Origin of the sequence: Tenacibaculum sp. SG-28, assembly GCF_002954385.1 — a bacterium.
Taxonomy (GTDB): Bacteria; Bacteroidota; Bacteroidia; order Flavobacteriales; family Flavobacteriaceae; genus Polaribacter.
The window spans coordinates 770,434-796,226 of sequence record NZ_MQVY01000001.1 but is presented as its reverse complement, the minus strand read 5'-3'; the positions used below and the strand labels follow the sequence as shown (position 1 = coordinate 796,226).

21 protein-coding genes and 3 pseudogenes are annotated in these 25,793 nt (G+C 34.4%); 11 read left to right on the top strand and 13 right to left on the bottom strand.

Annotation, left to right across the window (positions count from 1 at the left end; all coding sequences use genetic code 11):
- Positions 1 to 201: 201 nt before the first annotated feature.
- Together BSU00_RS03450 and hutH are read right to left on the bottom strand one after the other, a co-directional pair.
- A complete protein-coding gene (locus BSU00_RS03450) occupies positions 202 to 2,199 on the bottom strand; it encodes a urocanate hydratase (protein WP_105003125.1) in 1,998 nt (665 codons plus the stop codon).
- 2 nt (positions 2,200 to 2,201) lie between these two features.
- Entirely contained in the window at positions 2,202 to 3,692 is a 1,491-nt protein-coding gene (gene hutH / locus BSU00_RS03445; RefSeq protein WP_105003124.1) for a histidine ammonia-lyase, read from the bottom strand.
- A gap of 78 nt (positions 3,693 to 3,770) precedes the next feature.
- On the opposite strand from hutH, the gene BSU00_RS03440 reads away from it, so the two are divergent.
- Complete coding sequence (locus BSU00_RS03440) at positions 3,771 to 4,670, top strand: LysR family transcriptional regulator (protein ID WP_105003123.1); 900 nt, start codon at positions 3,771 to 3,773, stop codon at positions 4,668 to 4,670.
- On the opposite strand, the gene BSU00_RS13155 is transcribed toward BSU00_RS03440, so the two are convergent.
- Genes BSU00_RS13155 through BSU00_RS03430 form a run of 3 tightly spaced genes read right to left on the bottom strand, consistent with a single transcriptional unit; the run spans position 4,667 to position 6,834 of the window.
- Positions 4,667 to 4,864, bottom strand: coding sequence for a hypothetical protein (locus BSU00_RS13155; protein ID WP_233188574.1), 198 nt, complete (start codon positions 4,862 to 4,864; stop codon positions 4,667 to 4,669). The two genes, BSU00_RS03440 and BSU00_RS13155, sit on opposite strands and share 4 nt — an antisense overlap.
- Entirely contained in the window at positions 4,858 to 6,057 is a 1,200-nt protein-coding gene (locus BSU00_RS03435; protein WP_233188573.1) for an exonuclease domain-containing protein, read from the bottom strand. Before BSU00_RS03435 ends, BSU00_RS13155 begins: the two co-directional genes overlap by 7 nt.
- 6 nt (positions 6,058 to 6,063) lie before the next feature.
- Positions 6,064 to 6,834 carry a LexA family transcriptional regulator gene (locus BSU00_RS03430; protein WP_105003122.1) on the bottom strand — a complete coding sequence of 257 codons (771 nt, stop codon included), beginning with the start codon at positions 6,832 to 6,834 and terminating at the stop codon, positions 6,064 to 6,066.
- Between the two features lie 53 nt (positions 6,835 to 6,887).
- On the opposite strand from BSU00_RS03430, the gene BSU00_RS13875 reads away from it, so the two are divergent.
- The 5 genes and pseudogenes from BSU00_RS13875 (at position 6,888) to BSU00_RS03415 (ending at position 11,808) form a co-directional block, all read left to right on the top strand.
- Entirely contained in the window at positions 6,888 to 7,190 is a 303-nt protein-coding gene (locus BSU00_RS13875; RefSeq protein WP_369820249.1) for a PHP domain-containing protein, read from the top strand.
- Between the two features lie 13 nt (positions 7,191 to 7,203).
- Positions 7,204 to 8,130: a hypothetical protein gene (locus BSU00_RS13870; protein WP_369820248.1), complete on the top strand. Its 927-nt coding sequence runs from the start codon at positions 7,204 to 7,206 to the stop codon at positions 8,128 to 8,130.
- Positions 8,103 to 9,878 carry a hypothetical protein gene (locus BSU00_RS13865; RefSeq protein ID WP_369820247.1) on the top strand — a complete coding sequence of 592 codons (1,776 nt, stop codon included), beginning with the start codon at positions 8,103 to 8,105 and terminating at the stop codon, positions 9,876 to 9,878. The genes BSU00_RS13870 and BSU00_RS13865 overlap by 28 nt, the downstream gene beginning before the upstream one ends.
- Positions 9,875 to 11,040: pseudogene (gene dinB / locus BSU00_RS03420) on the top strand (DNA polymerase IV). Before BSU00_RS13865 ends, dinB begins: the two are co-directional and overlap by 4 nt.
- A 141-nt stretch (positions 11,041 to 11,181) precedes the next feature.
- Positions 11,182 to 11,808, top strand: coding sequence for a response regulator (locus BSU00_RS03415; RefSeq protein WP_105003121.1), 627 nt, complete (start codon positions 11,182 to 11,184; stop codon positions 11,806 to 11,808).
- A 718-nt stretch (positions 11,809 to 12,526) separates the two neighbouring features.
- Here the strand turns inward: BSU00_RS03415 and BSU00_RS03410 are convergent.
- From BSU00_RS03410 to BSU00_RS03375, 8 genes and pseudogenes are all read right to left on the bottom strand, one after another.
- A pseudogene (locus BSU00_RS03410) lies at positions 12,527 to 13,987 on the bottom strand (AAA family ATPase).
- Positions 13,988 to 14,050: 63 nt separating this feature from the next.
- Positions 14,051 to 15,183, bottom strand: a pseudogene (locus BSU00_RS03405) (VWA domain-containing protein).
- 235 nt (positions 15,184 to 15,418) lie between these two features.
- On the bottom strand, positions 15,419 to 16,018 hold the full coding sequence (locus BSU00_RS03400) for a DUF6642 family protein (protein ID WP_105003120.1): 600 nt from the start codon (positions 16,016 to 16,018) through the stop codon (positions 15,419 to 15,421).
- Positions 16,019 to 16,280: 262 nt separating this feature from the next.
- Positions 16,281 to 17,933, bottom strand: a complete 1,653-nt coding sequence (locus BSU00_RS03395; protein WP_105003119.1) for a S41 family peptidase — start codon at positions 17,931 to 17,933, stop codon at positions 16,281 to 16,283.
- Between the two features lie 104 nt (positions 17,934 to 18,037).
- On the bottom strand, positions 18,038 to 18,796 hold the full coding sequence (locus tag BSU00_RS03390; protein WP_233188572.1) for a LytTR family DNA-binding domain-containing protein: 759 nt from the start codon (positions 18,794 to 18,796) through the stop codon (positions 18,038 to 18,040).
- Positions 18,797 to 18,798: 2 nt separating this feature from the next.
- Positions 18,799 to 19,863: a sensor histidine kinase gene (locus BSU00_RS03385; protein ID WP_105003118.1), complete on the bottom strand. Its 1,065-nt coding sequence runs from the start codon at positions 19,861 to 19,863 to the stop codon at positions 18,799 to 18,801.
- A gap of 4 nt (positions 19,864 to 19,867) precedes the next feature.
- Positions 19,868 to 20,668 carry a hypothetical protein gene (locus tag BSU00_RS03380; protein ID WP_105003117.1) on the bottom strand — a complete coding sequence of 267 codons (801 nt, stop codon included), beginning with the start codon at positions 20,666 to 20,668 and terminating at the stop codon, positions 19,868 to 19,870.
- A complete protein-coding gene (locus BSU00_RS03375; RefSeq protein ID WP_105003116.1) occupies positions 20,665 to 21,087 on the bottom strand; it encodes an ABA4-like family protein in 423 nt (140 codons plus the stop codon). The genes BSU00_RS03380 and BSU00_RS03375 overlap by 4 nt, the downstream gene beginning before the upstream one ends.
- A gap of 253 nt (positions 21,088 to 21,340) precedes the next feature.
- Between BSU00_RS03375 and BSU00_RS03370 the strand changes: the two genes are divergently transcribed.
- From BSU00_RS03370 to BSU00_RS03350, 5 genes are read left to right on the top strand one after another with little or no spacing between them, the layout of a single operon-like run.
- Entirely contained in the window at positions 21,341 to 21,511 is a 171-nt protein-coding gene (locus tag BSU00_RS03370; RefSeq protein WP_105003115.1) for a Lacal_2735 family protein, read from the top strand.
- 24 nt (positions 21,512 to 21,535) lie between these two features.
- A complete protein-coding gene (locus BSU00_RS03365; protein WP_105003114.1) occupies positions 21,536 to 22,654 on the top strand; it encodes an FAD-binding domain-containing protein in 1,119 nt (372 codons plus the stop codon).
- Positions 22,651 to 24,126 (top strand): cryptochrome/deoxyribodipyrimidine photo-lyase family protein, encoded by a 1,476-nt coding sequence (locus BSU00_RS03360; RefSeq protein WP_105003113.1) that lies wholly within the window; start codon positions 22,651 to 22,653, stop codon positions 24,124 to 24,126. Before BSU00_RS03365 ends, BSU00_RS03360 begins: the two co-directional genes overlap by 4 nt.
- A 23-nt stretch (positions 24,127 to 24,149) precedes the next feature.
- Positions 24,150 to 24,278: a DUF2256 domain-containing protein gene (locus tag BSU00_RS03355; protein WP_105003112.1), complete on the top strand. Its 129-nt coding sequence runs from the start codon at positions 24,150 to 24,152 to the stop codon at positions 24,276 to 24,278.
- Positions 24,275 to 25,771, top strand: a complete 1,497-nt coding sequence (locus tag BSU00_RS03350; protein WP_105003111.1) for a cryptochrome/photolyase family protein — start codon at positions 24,275 to 24,277, stop codon at positions 25,769 to 25,771. The genes BSU00_RS03355 and BSU00_RS03350 overlap by 4 nt, the downstream gene beginning before the upstream one ends.
- The last annotated feature ends 22 nt before the right edge of the window (positions 25,772 to 25,793 follow it).

Genomic DNA, 25,793 nt, shown 5'->3' with positions numbered 1-25,793 from the left:
AAAATATGTAAAAGAAGGAAGGCATACAAACGATGTAAGCTAAACTTCTTATTAAGAATTATTTTATTTAAAGTCAGTACTTTAACTCCGTAAAATGGTAAAAAAAGATTCGAAATATATTGTGTTTTATGGTGTTTATTTTTTTAAAACACGCATACCATTATCAGTAGTGTGAAAATGGTATGCGTTTATAAAGCCAGGTTAAAAAATATCTTTCAGTATCCCATCGTCTACCAAGTTAGCAATAGTTACTTCTAGGCTAGGAGTACGTTCCATTTCTCTGCGTATCGCAAATAGAGCTTCTTCATTTCTCGCCCAACTTCGTCTTGCAATGCCATTATTCACATCATAAAACAACATATTTTTTAACCGAGTAGAGGCTTCTCTAGAGCCATCTAATAGCATTCCAAAACCACCATTCATAACCTCTCCCCAGCCTACGCCACCACCATTGTGAATAGAGACCCACGTAGCGCCTCTAAAACTATCACCAATAACGTTATGTATTGCCATATCTGCTGTAAATTTACTGCCGTCGTAAATATTAGAAGTTTCTCGGTAGGGGGAATCTGTTCCACTAACATCATGATGATCTCTACCTAGAATAACTGGACCAATTTTTCCTGCTGCTATGGCCTTGTTGAAGGCTTCTGCGATTTTGGCTCTTCCTTCGGCATCGGCGTATAGAATTCGGGCTTGCGAACCAACCACCATTTTATTTTTCTTAGCATCTTGTATCCAAGTAATATTATCTTGCATTTGCAGTTGTATCTCTTCCGGAGAATTTTCCATGATTTCTTGCAATACTGTTGCAGCAATTTCATCCGTGGTGTCTAAATCGGCAGGATTACCGGAAGCACAAACCCAACGAAAAGGACCAAAGCCGTAATCAAAGCACATGGGTCCAAGTATGTCTTGCACATAAGAGGGATATTTAAAGTCAATTCCATTTGCAGCCATAACCTCTGCACCAGCTCTTGAACTTTCTAGTAAAAAGGCATTGCCATAATCAAAGAAATAGGTTCCCTTTGCTGCATGTTTATTGATTGCTGCAGCATGACGTCGTAAGCTTTTTTGAACTTCTTCCTGAAATGCCTCAGGTTCCTCGCGTAGCAAGCGATTGGATTCTTCATAGGATATCCCTACTGGATAGTAACCACCGGTCCAGGGAATATGCAGTGAAGTTTGATCAGAACCTACATGAATAAATATATTTTCTTCCTCAAAGCGTTCCCATACCTCTACAATATTACCAATATAAGCTATAGAAATAACTTCTTTTTCAGCTTGTGCTTTTAGTACACGTTTTAATAAATCATCCATCGTATCTACCAAAACATCCACCCATCCTTGTTCGTGTCGTTTTCGTGCAGCTTTTTCGTTTACTTCGGCCGCAATGGTGATACAACCTGCAATATTTCCTGCTTTGGGTTGGGCACCACTCATTCCTCCTAAACCTGCCGTAAGAAATATTTTTCCTTTTGGGGTATCACCCTTTGTTAAAATTTTACGAAAGGCATTCATTACAGTAATGGTTGTACCATGCACGATTCCTTGCGGACCTATATACATGTAGGAACCAGCTGTCATTTGCCCATATTGGGTAACGCCAAGCGCATTGAACTTTTCCCAGTCGTCTGGAGTTGAATAATTAGGAATCATCATACCATTAGTAACGACTACTCTGGGTGCCTCTTCAGAAGAAGGAAATAAACCCATAGGATGTCCCGAATACATGTGTAAAGTTTGTTCGTTTGTCATTTTAGACAAGTATTGCATGGTTAGTAAATACTGTGCCCAATTTTGAAATACAGCGCCATTTCCGCCATAAGTAATTAATTCTTCTGGATGCTGTGCAACAGCAGGATCTAAGTTATTCTGAATCATAAGCATTACCGCAGCAGCCTGTTTAGACACAGCAGGATACTCTTTTATAGCTCTGGCATGTATGGCATAGGTTGGTTTGAAACGATACATATAGATACGTCCATATTTGGCTAATTCTTCTGCAAATTCAACTGCCAACTCTTGGTGCCAAGCTTTTGGAAAATACCGAAGCGCATTGCGCAAGGCTAATTTTTTTTCTTCCGCAGATAAACTATCTTTTCGCTTTGGTGCTCTATTAACTCCCTTTGGGTAGTTTCTTTTTGGAGGAAGTACCTTCGGGATTCCTTGTTGTATTAATTCTTTAAATGTCATCATTACGCTACTTTAAATGCTTTTTCTTTTACTAGTTCTATTAAGGCATAAATATCATCCTTCAACATTCTGTCTTCTTCTAACTTTGGAACTTTACTTCGAATAATCGCAAAATTTTCCTCCAAAATCGGAGAAAATGTATTGGGTCTTCTAAACTCCATTGCTTGTGCGGCATACATAAATTCGATGGCAAATATTTTTTCCAAATTACCTAATATTTGGTTAAACTTTCTACCAGATATACTTCCCATAGAAACGTGGTCTTCTTGTCCCATTGAAGTGGGAACACTATCGGCAGAAGGAGGGAAGCACAACGATTTATTTTCAGTTACTAAAGCTGCAGTGGTATATTGCGGAATCATAAAACCAGAATTCAAGCCACCTGCTTCAGTGAGTAATCTAGGCAAACCATATTGACCTTCTAGTAATAAATAACATCTTCTATCTGCTATATTTCCTAATTCAGAAGCGGCAATAGAAGCATAATCTAGTGCCATAGCCAAGGGTTGTCCGTGAAAATTACCTCCAGAAATAGCCTCTGTTTCATTGAGAATTATTGGGTTATCGGTAACCGAATTCATTTCTATTTCAGCAAGTTCTTTCAAATGTAAATAGGCATTTCGAGAGGCGCCATGTACTTGTGGTATACATCGCATAGAATAAGGGTCTTGTACTCTTTTACAATCGTTATGCGAATTTAAATTACTAGAACCTTTTAAAAACATTCGTATTCTAGCAGCAACTGTAACATTCCCTGCAAATGGTCGTATTTTGTGCAACGCCTCTTTAAAAGGAGAAGCACTTCCCTGAAAACCTTCCAAACTCATTGCGCCTGAAAGATCCGCTAAATCGAGTAAATATTCCATTTTGTGCAAACCTTTAATGGCATGTGCTAAAATAAACTGTGTGCCATTGATAAGCGCCAATCCTTCTTTGGCACTCAATTCTATAGGGCTTAGCTCGTGATGCTTTAGTACATCAGCAGCCGGAACTATGGTATCTCCAACCCAAAATTCCCCTTCACCAAATAACGGTAAAAACAGATGCGAAAGCGGTGCCAAATCACCCGAGGCTCCGACCGATCCTTGTTCAGGTACAACCGGTATGATATCATTTTCGATAAAATATTGAATACGTTCTATTACTTGCAGCCGAATCCCGGAATATCCTTGAGAAAGTGCATGAACTTTCGTAATTAACATAATTTTCGACAACGACTTATCAATAGGCTCTCCAACACCAACTGCATGCGTAATAAGTAAGTTTTTTTGTAATAAATTAGTTTCTTCTGGAGAAATTTGGGTATCGCATAAAGGCCCAAAACCAGTATTAATTCCATAAACTGCCTTTTTAGAGGCGGCCATTTGCTCTACATTTGCTCTACAGGTGTTAATCTTATGTATAGCCTCTGTGTTCAGTTTGGCTTGTAAAGAATTGTTTGCTATGGCAATTACTTTAGCCACTGTTAATGTATCTATTCCGTATGTAAACATGGGTATCTTCTTAATACTAACAAATTTATTACTATTTTTGATGCTTAACAAGACCAATACAAGCACAAATTAATAACTATGAGTTATCAATTAGAATATCGTCATTTGAAATACTTTCTTGCAGTAGCGGAGGAATTACATTTTAGAAAGGCCGCAGAAAAACTATTTATCTCGCAACCAGGTTTGAGCAGACAAATTAAGCAGTTGGAAGCGGGAATTGGCGTTACCCTGTTTGATCGTCACAATAGGAGTGTAGTACTAACGGAGGCTGGGAAATATTTACAAAGTGAAATTACCAAAAACCTCAACAGCTTGGGAGCGATCTTTGAGCACGCTAAATTGATTGATGCCGGTAAAGATGGAAATTTAACTTTCGGATACGTCGGATCCGCAATGCAGCGAATCATCCCGGAATTGTTGATAAAAATGAAAACGCAGTATCCGAATATATCTTTCGGATTGCATGAAATGGATAATAAGCGACAAATGGAAAGCCTACTAACTAACGATATTGATATTGGTTTTGTGCGAATGGAAAGAGTCCCGAGAAGTTTTCACGTTAAAACATTATTAATAGAACCTTTTTGCTTGGTACTTCCTAAGGTTCATCATATTAATTCAGAAAATTTCACGAGTTTACAAGCGTTTAAAGATGCTTCTTTCATATTGTTTGATCCAAAGTATAGTGTTTCTTATTATGAAAAAGTATTGCAAATTTTTGACGATGCTGGTTTCTCTCCAATAGTATCTCACAATACCATTCATGCAGACTCTATTTACAAACTGGTTGCCAGTGGATTAGGAGTATCTATAGTTCCTAAATCCTTAACCTCAAAATACCAAGAAGATGTGCAATTTATTCCACTTATAAATGTAGCGCAACGAACTGCTTTATCTGCAATTTGGAGTAAAGAAAATAGAAACCCTGTACTTCAAAATACCATTGCGCTATTACCCTCCGTGTTACTCGAATCTTAAAATAATGTACCATGCTCATGAAAAGCAGGTAGTTTAACCATGGTTTCGATATTTTTTCTGAGGTAACTTTTTAGAATACGGTGTATGTCTCTGGTATCTTTTTGCGGAGTTATTGCTGCTAAATAATCGGAGGCTGTTAATGCCTTAGTACTTTGCTTTATATAGCCAAAACCTCTATAAAATCCGTTTAACACAAGGCATATCCAAATTCATTTGCAGTTAATCCTGGTTGCTTTACGATAAAGTTATCGGTGGTAAATCGAACAGAATCAATTGCTTGTTTTACTCTTGCATTATACGCAGAAATTGTTTCCTTTTCTCTGCAAATACCCTTACATTTTTTAAGTTGGTAATGGAAACAGCTACTCACATTAGTTTGTAAGTGACAATATTTAGGACACAGCTCGAAGTTTTCGCACAGTTTCTCTACGAAATTTCTAACTTCTGAAATAGTATAAAACTTTGCCAAAGGGTTCGCTACCAATTTCACGTTATTCCACGCTAAGTGTGTAATTCCGTTTCTATCTTCGTAGCTAAACAGCGCAATACTTTCTTTGGTTCTTCTTTGCGCTCTGTTGTATTTTGGATAGTTTCTTTTAATTTCTGAAGATTCAAATAACAGAGCTAGTAACTCACTTCCGGTTTCTTTATAAGTGATATCAGCAGTTTCTAAACACATGCTAACCTCCCTTTTCTTTTTATCGTAAAAATGACTCAGTACGCGTTGTTTGATGTTATTCGCCTTTCCAACGTAGATAATTTCTTTTGCTTCATTTTTAAAATAATACACTCCAGTTTTTTCCGATAAATTATCAAAAACTTTCTTGGGTAGAAGTGGTGGTAAAGTCGCTTGCCTAGAACGGGCATTTAAAAAAGATGCAAATACCCCGGAAGCATTCTCTCGATCTAATTGCAGTAGTCTTTCGAATAAAATAACCGTAGCATCTGCATCTCCCTTGGCCCTGTGCCTGTCGTTCAACGGAATGCCTTCCGAAGCACATAAATTTCCCAAACTATACGATTTTTTATGGGGTAATAATTTTCTGGAAAGGCGAACTGTACACAACTTTTTTCTGCGAAAATTTAAACCAAGTGCTTTAAACTCTTTACTAATAATACCATAATCAAAATTTACATTATGCGCAACAAATACAGCATCTTCTGTGATTTCATACACGCGCTTTGCAACCTCATAAAACTTGGGCGCATCTACTAGCATCGTAGCAGTAATACCCGTTAAATTAGTAATAAATTGTGGGATGTTCGATTCGGGATTAATTAGTGTAGTGAATTCATCTATGATTTTCTCTCCATCGTAAAGTAAAATACTTATTTCGGTAATTTTAATACCTCCATTAGTTTCTATATCAACAATTGCGTATTTCATTTTTTCTTACATCATTTTTTCTAAGGCTTTCAATTCAACGCCTAATTGATTCAGCATTAAAGCAATACTACTAATTTTTAAATCTCTTTCGTCGTATTCTTGTGTATTGATACTACAGGTAAACTCCCATAATTCTAAAATTTCTGTAATTGGAACATGATAGGATTGGTAATTTTTATTGTCTGGAACCAACAACAATGCATTTCGTTCCTCTATTTTATCGTATACTCTTTTGTACGTCATTCCGTCGTTAGCCGTTACTACAATATAAGAAATACCACTTCTTACATCTCGTAAATTTTCTACGTACTTTGCTACGACATACGATCCGTCTTTCATCGGTAGCATCGAGTCTCCTTTAATAGGAAAAGCGCGGTGTTTTCCGGTTGGTAAAAATGGTAATTTTATTTTTTCTAATTGTTCAATATACTCCGGATCGTCATAGCCCAACAAATAGCCTGCAGATGATTTTACAGGAACAACCTCAATTAAATCGGTATTGTCTGGATCTACCGTAATAGGAAATAGAACCCGTTGGTTACCAATCTCTATAAAGGAAGTATCGGTAGCATAGCTTAAATCATTTTTAACCAACACATCGATAGGCAGGTTGAAATAAGTTGAAAATTGAATTAGCATATCAATAGGGGGGTCTGAACGCCCTTCTTCATAAGAGCCAATCTTAGAGCGTGTCATGGTTAATTCTTCCGCTAATTGCTCTTGTGTATGTCCTTTTAACTTTCGTAAGTGTCTTATGTTTTTGGCAATATAATTCATAATACTACAAATATAAGCAATGAATACTACATATTGTAGTTAATTTTGCATAAATGTTTTTAAATACCCATACTTATTACAGCTTACGATACGGAACTATTGCTCCGAAACGCTTGTTGGATCTTGCTAAGAAGCTTCAAATTAAAGCTTTAGCAATCACCGATATTAATACTACATCAGCGTGCATAGATAGTATTCGTTTGGCTTCGGCATATGATATAAAAACTGTAGTAGGCGTTGATTTTAGAAATGGCGTACAGCAAGAATTCGTCATGCTTGCGAAAAATAACCAAGGTTTCCAACATATTAATTCGTACCTGTCTTCGTTTCTAGAGCACCCTCGTTTTAAAATCTGAACGGGCTAAAGTATTGCCAAATACGTATGTAATTTATCCTTTTACAAAGGGGATAGGTTTTCCATTGGCGGAGCACGAATATATTGGTATTCGCAAAGAGGATTTGACCAAATTACCATTTTCACCATGGAAACATCACACGGATAAAATGGTAATTTTGCAAAGCATTTCTTTTGCTGATAAAAAGGGTTTCAATACACATCGCTTACTTCGTGCTATTGCTAATAATATGCTATTGAGTAAGCTTCCAGAATCCGAACAGGGAAGTATTACAGACTGTTTGGTAAATCCAAAGACCCTAAAAGAAGCTTTTGTTGCTTTTCCTGAAATTATTAAAAATACAGAACACTTGTTAAAAAAGTGTACTGTTGCATTTGATTTTTCGAAGAATAGTTCTAAAAATAAAAAGTTCTATACCGGCAATGCACAATTAGATTACCGACTGTTACGAAAATTAACCTATACAGGATTAGCATATCGCTATGCAAAGCAAACGAAAGAAATTCTGGATCGCATTGAAAAAGAATTAAAAATGATCCAAGAGAAAAGTTTTGTATCCTATTTTTTAATTAATTGGAAAATTTTGAAGTATGCAAGATCGAAGGGATATTTCTATGTAGGGCGGGGAAGTGGCGCTAATAGTATTGTTGCTTATTTACTGCGCATTACCGATGTAGACCCTATAGAACTTGATTTATATTTTGAGCGATTCATTAATATGTATAGACAAAATCCTCCTGACTTTGATATTGATTTTTCTTGGAAAGATCGCGATGATGTAACGCGATATATTTTTTCACATTTTAAACATACTGCGTTAATAACCGTATACAATACTTTTAAATACAGAGCAGCCATTCGTGAACTAGGAAAAGTATTTGGTTTACCAAAATCGGAAATAGACAAACTTCTTTGCAACAGTATAACTATGCAACCCTAGATAAGCTTTCCCAATTGGTAATTATTTACAGTCGGTATATCGAAGGATTCCCTAATTACTTAGGAGTACATGCAGGGGGTATTTTAATTTCTGAAGCGCCTATTCATTCCTATACCGCTACTTTTATCCCTCCTAAAGGATACGCCACAACCCAATTTGACATGGTAGTTGCTGAAGATGTCGGATTGTATAAATTTGATATTTTAAGCCAACGAGGATTAGGGAAAATTAAAGATGCCGTTGCAGTAATTAGATACAATCGTCCGGAGGTAACAACTCTAGATATTCATGACATACAGCGTTTCAAACAAGATGAGCGTATTAAACACTTATTAAAAAATGCCAAAGCAATTGGATGTTTCTATGTCGAGTCTCCTGCTATGCGTATGCTACTTAAAAAATTGCAAGTAGAAGCGTATTTAGATTTGGTAGCAGCAAGTTCGGTAATTAGACCTGGTGTTTCCAGTTCTGGGATGATGCGAGAATTCATATTGCGATTTCGTTATCCTGAAAAAAGAAAAGAAGCGCATCCGGTAATGTTACAAATTATGCCGGAAACCTATGGGGTAATGGTATACCAAGAAGATGTGATTAAGGTGGCGCATTATTTTGGAGGGTTAACTTTAGGAGAATCCGATATGCTACGTCGTGGTATGTCGGGAAAGTTTCGTTCGAGAGAGGAATTTTTAAAAGTAAAGGATAAATTCTATCAAAATTGTAAAGCCTCCGGAAAATCGATAGCCTTAACAGAAGAAGTATGGAAGCAAATTGAAAGTTTTGCAGGCTATGCATTCGCCAAAGGACATTCTGCTTCTTATGCGGTAGAGAGTTACCAAAGTTTATTTTTGAAAGCGTATTATCCACTAGAATATATGGTAGCTACCATCAATAATTTTGGCGGATTTTACCGAACAGAAATTTACGTACACGAAGCGAGAAGGCACGGTGGTATTATTAAGGCGCCTTGTATTAATAAAAGTTACAGAGAAACCGTTATTTACGGAACTAAAATTTACATCGGCTTTATGTTTTTACATGCTTTGGAAACCAATACCATTCAAAAGTTACTCCAAGAACGTAAATTACACGGGAAATTTGTCAGTTTAGATGACTTTATTACTAGAGTAGCAATTTCGATAGAACAACTTTCTATCCTTATTAAAATCAATGCTTTTGCTTTTACCAAACGGGATAAAAGAGTCTTGTTGTGGGAGGCACACATGAAAATCAGTAAAGTTTCGATAGCAATACCGAATACACCTAGTTTGTTTAGTACCCCTTCTGTAAGCTACAAAACACCTACCTTAAATACTTCTGTATTGGAAGATGCTTTTGATCAAATAGAATTATTAGGCTATCCGTTATGTAGTCCTTTTGATTTGTTAGTTACACAAAGATTTCATCCGTACACCGCTAAAAACATGCAGCAATATAAAGGTAAAGTAATTACTATAGAGGGATATTTGGTAACCATTAAAAAAACAAGAACTTCTAAAGGTGACCGGATGTTTTTTGCTACTTTTTTAGATCGTTCAGGAGATTTTTTAGATACCGTACATTTTCCAAAAATAGCCAAACGTTTTCCATTTCGAGGAAAAGGTATTTATGCTTTACACGGAAAAGTAGTAGAAGAATTTGATTGTATTACCCTAGAAATTATACGTATGGAGCGTTTAGCAATTATAGAAGATCCGCGCTACACAGCAAGTAGAAAAGCACAACGACACCGACCCAAAAAAGCAATATGAGCGAACGAGCAATAGTACATATGGATTTGGATACATTTTTTGTTTCTTGTGAACGATTAATGGATAGTAGACTAGTAGGAAAGCCTGTACTGATAGGCGGTACATCAGACAGGGGAGTGGTGGCATCTTGCAGTTATGAAGCCCGAACTTTTGGGGTACATTCTGCTATGCCAATGCGTATGGCGAAGCAATTGTGCCCAGAAGCAATAGTATTACGAGGAAACTCTGGAATTTACACTAAATATTCCGAGGCTGTTACCGAGGTAATTCAGGAAAGTGTTCCTTTGTATGAGAAAACCTCCATCGATGAATTTTATATTGATTTAACGGGAATGGATCGTTTTTTGGTTGCCATCAGTTGGCAACAGAACTGCGACAGCGCATTATAAAAGAAACCGGGCTGCCCATTTCTTTTGGATTGTCGGTGAACAAAACAGTGTCTAAAATAGCTACAGGAGAGGCAAAGCCCAATAATGAAATTCGAGTAATACAAGGCACCGAAAAGCCATTTTTATCGCCGTTATCGGTAAAAAAAATTCCGATGGTAGGAGAAGTAACCTACAGAGCATTATGCGATTTAGGCATTAAAAAAATACAAACAGTACAAGAAATGCCTATGGATATGATGGCTAGAGTGTTTGGCAAAAATGGTATTGCTATCTGGAAAAAAGCAAATGGAATCGACCAAAGCCCAGTGGTACAGTACCAAGAACGAAAATCGATGTCTTCAGAACGTACTTTCCACAAAGACACTACCAATGTACAAAAATTAGAGAGCATTATTGTAAGCATGACAGAGAAGTTAATTTACCAACTGCGAAAAAGTAATAAATTAACAGCCTGTATTACCTTTAAGATTCGATATTCTGATTTTCAAACCTATACCTTGCAAAAACGTATTCCTTATAGTTCTGCAGATCATAAAATAATACCTTTGGTAAAAGAATTGTACAAAAAACTCTACAAAAGAAGACTTTTAGTACGATTAGTCGGCGTCAAATTTAGTCATTTGGTAGCAGGAGGATATCAAATTGATTTGTTTGAAGACAATGCAAAAATTATCAATTTATACCAAGCAATGGATAAAATGCGAGATCGTTATGGAGATCGTGCTGTTATGCGCGCCGTGGGTATAAATACCACTAAAAAAAGGACCTATTAGAAAATATTACACCGTAGTAAAAATTCGATACATCAGTAAAACAGAAACTTTAAACATTGTAAAATTTAGCATCATCGATATAAAATAGCCCCTTATCAAAAAAAGCTAAAAGTATTTTCGATTATATCTTAACTTTCATACATGAAGGATTTAAAAATAGTATTAGTAGAAAACAATAAAATGCTCATAGAAGGGTATAATATGCTGTTAAATACAGTAGATATAGGCATTAAGAAAGTATTTCATGACGGGGTTTCCTTTTTACACTGGATAGAGAAAACCCGAGCCGATGATATTGTAGTGATAAACGACGATCTACTTGATTTTAATGGTATTGAAATACTAAACTATTTGCACAAAAAAAGGCTAAACCAAAAAGTAATCCTAGTTAGTGAACACAATACCGCTGCTTACATAAAGAAAGCGATCCAACTTGGATGCATGGGGTTTATACTGTTAAAGTGTATGACAGACATACAAGTAGCTATAGAAAATATTGCTTCCGGTAAAAGATATTTTTCAGATGAGATTATACGCGATTTAATTTTAAGTACGCGGGAAGAAAAACTCCCGGATACTATGGTACGAATATTGACAAAAGAAGATATTGATTTTATAAAACTCTTAGCGAAATATTCACCGCAAAACATGGACATGATAAAAAAGATTCGTATTTCAGATATTAATTTTGGGTATATCGATATCGAACATCGTACAGCATTACATGCCAACAATGCTTTGTTACAACTTTTAGCCATCTTAAATTAAAGTATAAATGAAAAAGCAGGGTCAGAGTATTAGAATACAATCGCAAGAGTTTTATTCTTTTAATATTCTATTTAACATAATATTAATTATAGTACATTTTATAATGTAAGGTTTTTATTTTTGAAAGGAATTGAATATCTATGATTAATCTACATAGAATTAGATTTTACGAGAATTGAATTTTGAACTTCAAGTTCTTTTAATTTACTTTTTTCATAATCAAACCATGCTAAAATAATTAAGAGTAGAATTCTGTATCGTAAAAAAATTTGATTTTGTTTGATTAAGGTGTTCTATAAATTCTACTGCAACAATTTCAACACTATTTAAAAAAGATTGGATTCTCTTTTTGAAATGTAACGTTGTTGAGTATCTAACTTTTTATAAAACAGTACATTTTCCTCCAGAATTGTATACCAATGTTCTTAGTTTTCAACACAATAACCATATAATTCTGTTAACAATTAAAGGCTCCATCTAATAAATTTTTATTATTGGACATTGAGAAAATGTCTGGTAGCCATTTTTAGTTAAATAAGATTTTAAGCAAGTAATATAATTGTCTAATTCCTCACAAGGATGTATTAAATATCAAGAAAATAAATAATTATAATATCTCTCCTTATTTTTTAAGATTATAGAATACTCGAAGCATGCTCCAAATCAAAAAGCGTTGCTATGCAACCCTTTTTTTATAATATGGCAGCTACAATACAGCTTATAAACCTCGGATGTAATTTGCTAATGGATCGTTAAATTGAAATCCGGTTGTAAAACGTTCTTTGTTTAAAATTTTGTATTCGGACAATGCCCATAAAACAAATTCTTTCAAAAATGGCACATCCGCTTCCAAAACGTCTGGTTGGTATTTCAGAATCAAAGCATGAAGTGGGTTTATGGTATTTAATTGTTCTCTAAAATAAACATCGTCCATATCATCTAGAAGTTCCAAAGCTTCCTTACTAGTAAACCACGCAGCAATGGCATCATAAGGGGTTGCTTCTCCTTCTTTTTTCAATTTTTTAATCTCTGGAAATAAGGTGTTAAATACTGTTTTTATGGCATTATTTAATAATAATTGCGCTACAACATCTGCTCCCTCCTGCTCTCCTTCATAGACCAATTCTATTTTTCCTGTAATCGCAGGGATGCATCCTAAAAATCGAGTAAGCGAACAGAGGTATTGCTTTCTTCATTTAATAGCGCCCTTCGTTCTGCTGTACTCAAAAGGTTTTCAAAAATAGCAATACTCATCCTGCACTTACGCCACTTTTAATGTCGATATACTCGCTTTTTCTAGCTTCAAAAACCAATTGCTCAATGATATCTCTGGCCAATTCTGGCACGTGTATTTTATCTTTTTGTTCTTGTAAAAATATGGCTTCTTGTGCGTGATTTTTTTTGCAATAGCTATAGATTTTGGGTAGTGGGTTAAAATCTGTGACCCAATTCGATCTTTCAAAGGTGTTACAATACTACCTCTATTTGTGTAATCTTCAGGGTTGGCGGTAAAAACAAACTGTATGTCTAATGGCAAACGCAATTTAAAACCTCTAATTTGTACATCTCCTTCTTGTAATATATTAAAGAGAGAAACCTGAATTCGGGCTTGTAAATCTGGAATTTCATTGATAACAAAAATACAGCGATTGGCTCTTGGAATCATTCCAAAGTGAATGACACGATCATCGGCATAATTCAATTTTAAATTCATTGCTTTAATAGGATCTACATCTCCGATTAAATCGGCAACAGTCACATCGGGAGTTGCCAGTTTTTCAAAAAAACGTTCTTCTCTATGTACCCATGCAATAGGGGTACTATCTTTTTGAGCACTAATTAATTCTCTTGCATATCTCGATATTGGAACTAATGGATCATCGTTGATTTCAGACCCTGCGACTATAGGAATGTATTCGTCTAACAAGGAAACCATTAATCGTGCTAACTTGGTTTTTGCTTGACCTCTTAAACCCAAAAGATTGATATTATGTTTTGATAAAATAGCGGTCTCTAATTCTGGAATTACAGAATCTTCATAGCCCCAAACGCCTTCAAATACAGTCTCTTGTTGTTGTAATTTTTTAATAAGATTTTTTCTTAATTCATCTTTTATAGACAGAGATTGATAGCCTGCTGCCTTTAGTTCTCCTAATGTATTTATTTCCTGATGATTCATATTGTAGTGTAAAATAAAATATCCTAGAAAGGACAATATATATTAATTGTGTTTTTAGTCGTATTAAAATCTTCGAATTCTTTTTTTTCTATTCTGCTCGTAATCTTCAAAAATCATTTCACCCAAGCCTTTTAGGCCCGTATAAAAGGCCTTTCCTTGATTTGCTTTTGTAAATTGCTGCACGAATTGCATTAAGTAAGGATCTTTCGCAATCATAAAAGTAGTAATTGGAATATGCAGCTTCTTAGCTTGCGCAGCCATGTTATAGCATTTTTCAACGATGTATTTATCCAAACCATTACTATTTTTATAGTAGGATCCGTCCGATAATCGCAAGCAACTTGGCTTACCATCGGTAATCATAAAAATTTGCTTGTTCGTATTGCGTTTTCTTCGCAACATATCTAAAGCAAGTTGTAGTCCAGCAACAGTATTCGTATGATAAGGCCCCACTTTTAAATACGGTAAATCTTTTACAGAAATCATCCAGGCGTCGTTACCAAAAACTAAAATATCCATGGTGTCTTTCGGGTAACGGGTTCGAATAAGCTCTGCTAATGCCATGGCTACCTTTTTCGCTGGTGTTATTCTATCTTCACCATACAAAATCATGCTATGACTAATGTCTATCATAGTACTGTACTCATTTGTGCTTTAAAATTAGTCTCTTCTACTACCAGATCTTTTTCGGTAATCGAAAAGTTACCAATACCGCTGTTGATTTGTGCGTTTTTTATACTTTCGGTCATGGAAATTCGATCTAAAGAATCTCCAAAATTAAAATTCCTGAAATCTCCAGTATGTTCGTCTCCCCTACCGATAGTTTTGGTTTTATGATTTCCATGCCCGCGCTTTTTTAATTTTCCAAAAATTTGATTTAACGCATTTTGCCGAATTGCTTGCTCTGTTTTAGACGTAATTTTCATCTTCCCTTCTCCACTACCTTTCCCATCTTTAAACTCCTCACGCAGGTATCCTTTATTTTTTAAATCTTCAAGAAAATCATCAAGAGTATACTCTGGTGTAGTTAAATTGTATTCTTTATCTAATTGTTCTAACCAGGAAAAAGCTTCATCGAAATCACCAGATGTATAGGTTAATAATTCCTTAAAAACATCAAAAAGTTTATCGAATGGAGGGCGTTTTTTTTCTTCGAATTTTTGAAACCGTAAACCTTTATTTAATTGTCTTATCATTTTATAAAAATACGGCTAAATGCATTTTTAAACTAGTTAATTAAAAGTTTACTTCAATTTTTAACATTTTTAAATAAAGTTTAAGAGCTATCGCATGCATTATCTATGAAAGCACAGAATTGGTTTTAGCAAGAGAAATATTTGGATAAATTATTGCAACAATATCAAAGGCTACTGCTTTAAAAACAAAGCGTATTCAGTAAAGATTTCAGGCTTATAGATAAATTTAAAAGTTTTAATAGTATAATCGAAAATCTAAAAGCTTACACATTTTGTAATGTTTTTGGTGCAATTTTTCGACTACGTTTAACATATTATCATCTTTTTGAAACAAGTGAAAAAAGACTTTATCTAGGTTAATGCTAGGGGTACCATTACTTCGATTACCATACCCAGAAATTCCTTTTGCACCGGTAATATCGAGAAAATATTGTGCTTCTTCTTGGTCTAAATCAAGAATTTTGGTGTTTGAAAAATGTAATATTTTATTATTCAACATTCCCTCGAAAATCTCGGCGATCTCTTGCAAACTGTAATAATAATCGTTTAAGCAAATACTATTTGCTTCTCCATCCATCACGAAATAGATAATTTCATAGTTTTTAAAGTGATGGTCCTCTAAAACTAATGTATTCAGACTAGCTTCTAAACTTTCAATGGAATCGCAAGTTTTATGAATACTAGCAATTCCATATTGCATAGTTAGCTCTTCCAACTTGTGTTGGGTTTGGGTGCGCTCGCTTTTCTCTATATCTAGAAGTCCTTCTAAACAGAATATAAAATAGTCTGTATGGATAAATTGTTCTTCCGGTAATTGAGATCTATTTTCTAACAAACTGTTTGGGTTGGATTAATTATTTATACAAAAATAAAACTTCTTTAGAATTTTTTAAAAGTCATAATTAGTATTTTCAAATTAAAAAATGCAAACAATTATTTAAACAAATTTTTTATGCGATTAAATAGCACTAAAAAAATCAACAATATTATAACAGATTGTATTCCTTAGATCGTAATTAAAATCTGACACAACAAACATACTTTAACTTATCATAGATAAATTAAAGTATGGTATAAGTGCTTTTGTTGTATTACAACTAATTCCTCAAGCTTTCCAATAGTTCTTTTGCAGTTGTCCCGAATTCACCATTGCCATCTATAGTGCATACTTGGTGTAACATTTTTTTGGCAAGTGGCCTGTTTCCGACCTTCAGATAAGCCTCCCCAAGTGATTGGTATGCCAAAGCAGAGTTAGGAAACATCTGTAAAACCATTGTATATATTTGTATTGCAGCTTGTATTTGTGGTGTCCTGTCACTTTGAAGTAATATATTTCCCAATCCACACAAACCCGTTTCAAAATCATAGAATGCGTATAAGGGATCTTGAAGCATCTTTGGAAGTTCCTCTGCTAATTTTTCATGTTGCCCTGATAAAAATAAACTTACGATATACTCTTGAGGCCTGGGTTTAAAATCCTTTTCCTTAAAAGATAAAGCCGCCTTAAGTACAGGGTCTTGATTACTTGCATACTCTTTAAAACTCATGGTTACAGGAATACTAGGTGCTGTCCACGGTGCATTTTCAAGAGCTGGTTTATCTTGCCACCATAGGTATGATAAGGAAAGTGTAATTCCTGTATTTGGTAGTACAACAGGACGATTATCTCCCCAAAAATTTACATTTTCGGCTGTAGGCTCTCCAACAAAAATAGCATTCGTATAATTGTCTATTTCATTTACTAAATTTTGACAAGCAGAATACGTACGCTTCCCAATAATAACAAATAATTTACCTACTTTATTTATTTTATCTGCTTTTACAATAGACTTAATTACATCTTTGTTTAAGTAATTATTACCCCCTCCATTCAAACGAAGGTCTATTATTAATTTATCTATATTTTTTGTTGCAATATCTCGAAATACTCTAGCATAAAAATCTTTAGTTCTTTCGCCTTCTTCATCTTTAATTCTGCTATGTCTTACATACATTGTATTATCTTTTTCGAGATAGGTCGCACTGTATATTTTATCTAAATTTTGAAGGTATAAAGGTGTAGCTCTTTGGTCTCTTGCATCTAGCCAATTATTACTTTGCGCAACAAAACCACGATGTGTAGGTACACGATTTCCTTTGGGCATAACAGCAAAAGATTGGTTGAAAATTTCTCCTTCTTTCTCAAGGGTAATGGTTATTTCATCCTGAAGCGAAGCAGTTATTTTTTGAGTATGAAGAATTTCTGGATATCGAATATTATTTATTCCATACGCTTTGAAGAACTGTTCGTTTTCCATTTCCACTGTTGGTTTGATAGCGTCTAAAACCTCTGCTATGGGTTTTCCCTCCACTGCTAAAACCCTGCCACCCAGAGCTTTTGCATAGTTTGTTTTGGTTCCCTGAATATATATTCCATCGTTAAATTCATACAGGTTAAATGGAAACTGAGCAAACTGAAACGATTGTTGATTATAACTTAAATTGGTATGTCCGTATTCAAATAAAGCTAGCAACTTTGAGATGCCAACAATAATTTCATGTTGTTGTAAGTTAGGAATCGCTTTATGAAGTTTTTCAACCTCTGTATTAAATAGTTCTTTGGTTGTTTTAACAAAAAGAAATGCATAATTGTCGTTGATAGTTTGTTGCATGTGCCGAAGATCCTCTTGCCATTCTAGGACTGTGTTTTTTTGCTGAGCAACTAGAAAATTTATTACAAATAGTACTACAATAAAGATTATTTTTTTCATGATATATTGGTTTAGTATACCACAAAAGTGAGATAATTAGTCTTTGTAAAAGAAAGCTTTCTCTTGAAGTGTTGTTTTCTATTGTTGAACCGTCGCAATAACAGCTACGCGTTTAACCAATTTTTAAAAGCACTAGTTTTTTGCCTGCTAACCACAAACTCTTGATCCCTTGGATTCGTAACTACTAGCTTCACGCGATGGTTGAAATAAGGTTCTACTTTTTGAATTGCAAATTTAGAAATAATTTGTCCTCTGTTAATTCTAAAAAAATTTGATGCATCTAAAGAATCAAAAAAGTGATCCATAGTTTCTTCAATAATGTACCTATTTGTAGCGGTTACTCCAAATGTAATACTAGATTCAGAATAGGCATAAAGAATTTCAGAAACCCTAATTTGAATAAATCCACTGCCTTCTTTAACTAAAATACCACTCCTTTTTTTTGGTGTTTGTATGCTGCTTAAAAGCTCTTTAATTAGCGATGGTTCTGGTGCATTAGTTACCATTTTAGATTTTGAAAACTTTTGTATTGCAAAATCTAAGTCTTTTTGTTGAATTGGCTTTAATAAATAATCGATACTATTTACTTTGAAGGCCTGAATGGCATACTGGTCAAAAGCTGTAGTGAAAATGATAGGAGCGGTTACCTCTATTTTTTCAAAAATTTCAAAACTTAGTCCATCTGCTAGCTGGATGTCCATAAAGACTAAATCCGGTACTGTATTTTGTTTAAACCATAGAACCGCATCTTCTACGGTATCTATAACATCCAATACAGTATGCGGCAAACTATTTTTAGTAAGAAGATTTTTTAGTTGTCGGGCTGCTCGAGGCTCGTCTTCGATGATGAGTATTTGCATCATAATTAAGTCATTGTTTTTAAAAGAGGTAATTCTACCGAAAAATAAGAATCTTTAGTGGAAATGGTAACTGGTTCTCTGGTGATTAAGGCATAGCGCTCTTTGATATTTTTTAGACCAATTTTAGTAGATGGTGTTTTAGTGGATTTCGCTTGAATTCGATTGCCAACAAAGAGAGTTTTATTACCAGTTTTTATAACTACTACAAGGGGTTTTGCTTTAGAAACCACGTTGTGCTTAATAGCATTTTCAACTAATAACTGCAAACTCATTGGTACTATTTGGTATTGAAGTATATCCTGTGAAATCTCCCATTGTATTATAAGATTTGTACCGAATCGTTCGAGTTGAATATGCACATAGGAACGAACAAATTGAATTTCCTTTTCTAAGGGTATTAAATTGGAACTTCCTGACTCTAAAATAAAACGGTATACATCGGATAATTTATCTACAAAAACTTTAGCCTCTTCTTTATCCTCTTGATCGATGATATCCCGAAGCGTGTTCAAACTATTAAATAAAAAATGTGGTCTTGCTTGGTTTCTGAGGGTATCCAACTGTGCTTGCACCATTACTCGTTTTAACTGTTCTTCTTCTCTAATAGACTTTTTTAACCTCGCATAAAAGTACATCGCTTCGTAAATAGCCATCATCATCACAACAATTAAAAAAACAGGTATGATAATCTTTAGTATAAAATTGTAGGAAGAGGTATATCCAAAAAGACGAAATACCCAGGCGAGGAAGTTTCCCATGACCATATCAATCACAGGAGTAACTACAACAATGCAAAGAAGCAAAAGAAAAATACGAATTACATCATCTTTAAAATCAGGATATTTTTTTCGCAGTTCTATCAATATCAATCGAGTACCTAACCAATAGCACATGGTATTACTAAAAGCCGCAAACCATCCAATAAAAACCAAAGTAATCGAAGCTCTTTTCTCTGGAGCATTAAAAAGATAGTTCGTTATGGTACTAAGTAAAATAATTCCTAGGACAGAAAACCAAAAATCATCAAAACCCAAATACTGCAATCTCTTTTTTTTATCAAAAATCGGCATAAAATTATATACTTAAAAAGGGTAAACCTTGTTTTGCTTGGTGAAAAATGTAACCAATAAAGGAAGCATAGAATATAGCAATACTGGAAATAAGTATTACTTGATTTTTATTAGAAACAAACGTTTTTTTATGCAACCAAAATGCTAATAACGGAATTATTTGAAGGCCATGCAACCCAAAAAAATGAGCAACGCGTAAATCTCCGGCAACAGTACTCCAATTAACTAATGGTAATCCTTCTCCATGACTAGCCATGCCAACCGTATGACTCATTTGACTAATCATTTGTCCGCCAATCCAACTTCCAACTATTAATATCACCCATCCAAACAAAATAGCTATTTGTATCGATCTTTCGGTTTTCATCTTTAATCGAATTGTATCTATTAAAAAAATAAGCATAATTACAACGTTAATTCCAATCAAAATTCCCATCGCAGCAAAAAGTAAACCGTTTATAGCAGTATTCATATTGTAATGAGATTGCACTCCCCTAGCCCCTTGAAATATGATAATCAATAATTCAACAAGTAGTGTCCATGCTACCAAGTGACCAAATAAAGCCTTCTTAATTTTTGAGTAGGGATATAAAGTCATAAAATATCCTAGCGTAATAATATAAATTGCACCAGATACACAAAACTTAAATGGTTTTAACCAAACATTTACGCCTAACAAAGTTCTTGAATCAATTAATAATGCCACAAAAGTTAGTGCTCCGAGAAGTAAGTGTGCCAATACTACATAATACAATACCGGACTTTCCGTTTTTACAGTGCTAAAAATTTGATAAATAAGTTTCATAATTTTTTGGTTTTAATAGTTTTAAAAATTGTAAAAAGTAAGAATCCAAAAGGACCAAACATAAACGTTCCTAATAAGCAGGGTATCATGACCAAAGAAGAAATTTGTATGTTTTTGTTTTGTTCGAGCATCCATATTCCAATAAGCAAATCGAATGCTAAATAGTGTAACCATCCGGCCAAAACAGCAGATTCTTTAGTAAATATTTTCATGACAGAGGAAAGTGTACCAAAATCCATCATTCCGGAGGAAAACAGTTCTTGTATTACATAAAGAGAATAAGCCACTGATAAACCAATAGGGACCACTCTCTTTTGCATAAGAAATTGCGTTACTTTCCAGTTCGGAGCTGTGATCATTAAAATCCACATTGGAAGTGTTATTACACTTGCCATAGAAAAAACTTGTGCTGCTGTCATACTATTTTAAATTGGTTACATAATTCTATTCAAATATGGAACAATATGGGGTAATACCCAACCACAAATATTTGAATTGTATAAAAGGCCACTTGAACTGTTCTAATACCGTCTGAATCGTTAGCATTCAGATTAACAAACACTTACAAAAAGAAGGTAGTAGTTGTTATTTATAAAAAATAATTTTGTTTAATCTTTTTAACAAATAGTTAAACATTTTGTATCTTTACCTAGAATTAAATTATTTAGAGATATGTTTGGATTATTTAAAAAAAAAACACAAACAGAAAAGCTTCAAGAACAGTACACTAAGTTGCTTAAAGAAGCACATGCCCTATCTACTTCTAATCGGAAGTTAAGTGATCAAAAAATATATGAAGCCAATGAAATTTTAAACCAAATAGAAGCTTTATCCGAAAAATAAAAAGTAGTATGTAACAGTTAAATTATGAGTATCACATCCTTATATACCGAATTATTTCCTACCTCTTACGCTGAAATATTTCAAAGAATACAAAATATAAAGCCGGTAGCTTATGCCAAGACAAGAAACTATATTTCGGGTGACGTTTCTTACTTGTCTCCATATGTTTCGAGAGGATTTATTTCGACCAATATTGTTTTAAGGGAGGTTTTACAAATGGGATATAAGCCATACCAGATTGAAAAGTTTATACAAGAGTTAGCTTGGAGAGATTATTGGCAACAAATTTGGATTGCGAAAGGAAGTGAGATTGACAAAGATATGCGAAATATGCAAACACCTGTAAAAACCACTAATTTGTCAAAGGCAATTGTAGAAGCTACCACCGGAGTAACAGCTATTGATAAAGCTATTGAAGAATTTTATAAAACTGGTTATCTTCACAATCACGTTCGAATGTATATTGCTGGTATTTCTTGTAACATAGCTCAAAATCATTGGTATATCCCCGCAAAATGGATGTACTATCATCTTTTAGATGCAGATTGGGCAAGCAATGCTCTCAGTTGGCAATGGGTTGCTGGAACAAATTCAAATAAGAAATATGTTGCAAATCAAGACAACATCAACAAATATTGCCATACACAACAAAAAAATACGTTTTTAGATGTTTCCTATGACGCCTTAACCACCATGGCAGTTCCTAGGAGACTTGAAGAAGATGCTATACTGGATTTTAAAACACCGCTACCAGAAAAACAAACACTTCGTATTGATAAAAATTTGCCAACCTTAATTTATAATTTTTACAATATAGATCCGATGTGGAAAAAAGACATTTCTGCGAATAGGATATTGCTATTGGAACCAAGTGTATTTGAAAAATATCCCGTATCGCAAAAGTCTATAGATTTTGCAATTACTCTAGCCACAGAAAACATAAATAACCTTCAGGTATTTACTGGAGAATTTTCAGAACTATTACAAAATAGTAATCCGTTACATATTTATTTTAAAGAACATCCTTTGAATAGGAATTACGAGGGAAATAAAGAGTCTAGAGACTGGATGTTTCCGGTAGAGGGATATCATCGTTCCTTCTTTGCCTTCTGGAAAAAATGTAAAAAACAAAGTAATCTTTGAATAAACAAGAAATTAATATTGTTTGGTTAAAACGAGATTTGCGAACAACGAATCACGAGCCGTTATTTGTTGCAGAAAATCTTGGAATACCATATGTAATACTTTATATTTTTGAACCCGATATAATTTCTTATCCCGACACAAGTACAAGGCATTTAAGGTTTGTATATCACTCTATAATTGCGATGAATAAAACTTTAAAACCTTTTCAAAGAAAAGTAGATGTTTCTTATTGTGAAGCAGTTACTGCCTTCCAATATCTCCAGAAACACTACCGTATCAAAACTATTTTAAGTTATCGTGAAAGTGGAACGCAGATAACCTATAATAGGGATCGAAAGGTAAAATCATTTTGTAAGCAACATACAATTCAATGGCAGGAATCCCAAAGAGATGGCGTTTTAAGAGGTATTACTAATCGAAAAAATTGGAACAAAAAGTGGCATATTAAAATGCATTCCCCGCTAATAAAAAATATATTTAGTAGTAGAAAAATACCTCCTATTAAGCTGCCCTTTCCTATACCAGAAGATAAACTCAAAATATGGAGAGATTATCCACCTCAATTTCAGCCAGCAGGGGAACAAAATGCATGGCGTTATTTAAAATCATTTACCCTCGATAGAGGTTTTAACTATCAAAAACACATATCTAAACCCTCTGAAAGTAGATTATCTTGTAGTAGATTATCACCATTTTTAGCATGGGGTAACATCAGTATCCAACAAGTTTATCAATACATTCGTTCTCATCCTGACGACATTGCACGCAAACGTTCTTTTTCTGCCATGATTACTCGTTTGCATTGGCACTGCCACTTTATTCAAAAATTTGAAGTGGAATGCAGCTATGAAACGATGTGTATTAATAAAGGATATGAATTGTTACCTCATGATAAAAATGAAAAGTATTTAGTAGCCTGGAAAACAGGAAATACCGGTGTTCCTTTAGTAGATGCATGTATGCGGGCTGTTGCACAAACGGGATGGATTAACTTTAGAATGCGAGCTATGGTAGTTTCCTTTTTAACTATGAATTTAGACCAAGATTGGCGAGAAGGTGTTTATCATTTGGCAAGACAATTCTTAGATTATGAACCAGGCATTCATTATCCACAATTTCAAATGCAAGCGGGAACAACAGGAATTAATACCGTAAGGCTTTACAATCCTGTGAAAAACTCACAAGAGCATGATCCGAAAGGAGAATTCATCAAAAAATGGGTTCCTGAATTACGAAATGTTCCAGAAATTTTTATTCATGAGCCATGGAAAATGACCGAGATGGAACAGGTTTTCTGCAATGTTCGTATCGGAGAAGACTACCCTCCTCCAATAGTAAACTTAAAAGAGAGTGCTAAAAGCGCTAGAGATAAAATATGGGGTCATAAAAAGCATCCAGCTGTGATTAAAGAAAGACATAGATTACTGGCTACTCACGTAAATAAAGTGCATAACGATATGCACTCTTGAAATAAAATGGAATAGTACAACTAATGAAAAAACAACACTTACCTCAAAAAACCTGCCCCGTTTGCCATCGCCCTTTTACATGGCGGAAAAAATGGGTCAAAAATTGGGAGGAAGTTAAATATTGCAGCGAACGTTGCAGAAGGAACAAATGAAAACAGTTAATTTAATATTTCCCCACCATTTATTTGAAAATTCACCTCTTTTTCAGGAAAACACAACGTTTTACCTCATAGAAGAGTATCTGTATTTCAAGCAATATAAATTTCACAAGCAAAAAATTGCTTTTCACAGAACATCGATGAAAAGATACGAAGCATTTTTACTAAAGAAGGGATTCGATGTTGTTTATATAAATGCTTTCGAAGAAATAGCAGATATTCGCACTTTACTTCCTTATTTAGTTAGTTCCGGAGTACAACAAATAAACTATATAGATCCGGTAGACAATTGGTTACAAAAAAGAATTGCGAAATCAGTACAAGCCACAGGATTGAGCACTACTGTTTTTGACAGTCCTTTATTTATAAATTCGAAAGCCACTTTAGGTGATTTTTTTCGAAAGGATAAAAAGAAATACCACCAAACCACTTTTTATGTAGAACAGCGGAAAAACCAAGGTATTCTATTAGATATTGAAGGGAAACCCGAAGGAGGAAAATGGACCTATGACACTGAAAATCGCAAAAAATATCCAATAAAAAAAACACCTCCAAGCATACAGTTTCCTGATACAAATTCTCATTACGAAGAAGCTAAAACCTATGTAAAAACCTATTTCGATTCAAATTTAGGTATTCTATCCGATCAACCACTTTACCCATCCTCTTTTGAAGAGACCAGAGAATGGTTACATCAATTTTTTGTAAATAGGTTTATGGAATTTGGTATTTATGAAGACGCCATAGTTCCAGAACACTCCATCTTAAACCACAGCGTACTTTCTCCAATGCTAAATATTGGTCTAATTAGCCCAAAAGAGGTAATACAATCCGCTCTTGCTTTCGCTAAAGAAATGGATATTCCATTAAATTCTACAGAGGGTTTTGTGCGACAAATAATGGGATGGAGAGAATTTATTCGAGGTATATACGAAAGTAGAGGAACTGAAGAAAGAACCAGAAATTTTTGGAAATTTAAACGAAAGATACCTACCTCATTCTATGATGGAACTACGGGTATTCCTCCCCTAGATACTACGATCAAGAAAGTGCTCCAAACAGGATATTGTAACCACATCGAACGTTTAATGATTCTAGGTAACTTTATGATGCTTTGCGAATTTGATCCGCAAGAGGTATACCAATGGTTTATGGAATTATTTGTAGACGCCTATGATTGGGTGATGGTTACAAATATTTATGGCATGAGCCAGTTTTCTGACGGAGGGTTAATGGCTACCAAACCCTATATAAGCGGAAGTAATTATCTAATGAAAATGAGTAACTATAAAAAAGGAGAATGGCAAGCGACTTGGGACGGGCTGTTTTGGCGATTTATGGACGTACATCGAAACTTCTTTTTGTCTAATCCAAGGCTGAGTATGCTTGTAAGAATGTACGATAAAATGTCTCCTGAAAAAAAAGAAATACATTTAATTCACGCAGATGAATATTTAAAGAAAATTGATGCACTACTTTCAAATTAAATATATTCAACAACAAATATCA

Coding starts and splice junctions, on each gene's coding strand:
- BSU00_RS03355 (WP_105003112.1), top strand. CDS start 24,150: ATGAAAAAACAACACTTACCTCAAAAAACCTGCCCCGTTTGCCATCGC.
- BSU00_RS03390 (WP_233188572.1), bottom strand. CDS start 18,796: ATGATGCAAATACTCATCATCGAAGACGAGCCTCGAGCAGCCCGACAA.
- hutH (WP_105003124.1), bottom strand. CDS start 3,692: ATGTTTACATACGGAATAGATACATTAACAGTGGCTAAAGTAATTGCC.
- BSU00_RS03440 (WP_105003123.1), top strand. CDS start 3,771: ATGAGTTATCAATTAGAATATCGTCATTTGAAATACTTTCTTGCAGTA.
- BSU00_RS03365 (WP_105003114.1), top strand. CDS start 21,536: ATGAGTATCACATCCTTATATACCGAATTATTTCCTACCTCTTACGCT.
- BSU00_RS03380 (WP_105003117.1), bottom strand. CDS start 20,668: ATGAAACTTATTTATCAAATTTTTAGCACTGTAAAAACGGAAAGTCCG.
- BSU00_RS03395 (WP_105003119.1), bottom strand. CDS start 17,933: ATGAAAAAAATAATCTTTATTGTAGTACTATTTGTAATAAATTTTCTA.
- BSU00_RS03435 (WP_233188573.1), bottom strand. CDS start 6,057: ATGAAATACGCAATTGTTGATATAGAAACTAATGGAGGTATTAAAATT.
- BSU00_RS13875 (WP_369820249.1), top strand. CDS start 6,888: ATGTTTTTAAATACCCATACTTATTACAGCTTACGATACGGAACTATT.
- BSU00_RS03430 (WP_105003122.1), bottom strand. CDS start 6,834: ATGAATTATATTGCCAAAAACATAAGACACTTACGAAAGTTAAAAGGA.
- BSU00_RS03350 (WP_105003111.1), top strand. CDS start 24,275: ATGAAAACAGTTAATTTAATATTTCCCCACCATTTATTTGAAAATTCA.
- BSU00_RS03375 (WP_105003116.1), bottom strand. CDS start 21,087: ATGACAGCAGCACAAGTTTTTTCTATGGCAAGTGTAATAACACTTCCA.
- BSU00_RS03415 (WP_105003121.1), top strand. CDS start 11,182: ATGAAGGATTTAAAAATAGTATTAGTAGAAAACAATAAAATGCTCATA.
- BSU00_RS03370 (WP_105003115.1), top strand. CDS start 21,341: ATGTTTGGATTATTTAAAAAAAAAACACAAACAGAAAAGCTTCAAGAA.
- BSU00_RS03450 (WP_105003125.1), bottom strand. CDS start 2,199: ATGACATTTAAAGAATTAATACAACAAGGAATCCCGAAGGTACTTCCT.
- BSU00_RS03385 (WP_105003118.1), bottom strand. CDS start 19,863: ATGCCGATTTTTGATAAAAAAAAGAGATTGCAGTATTTGGGTTTTGAT.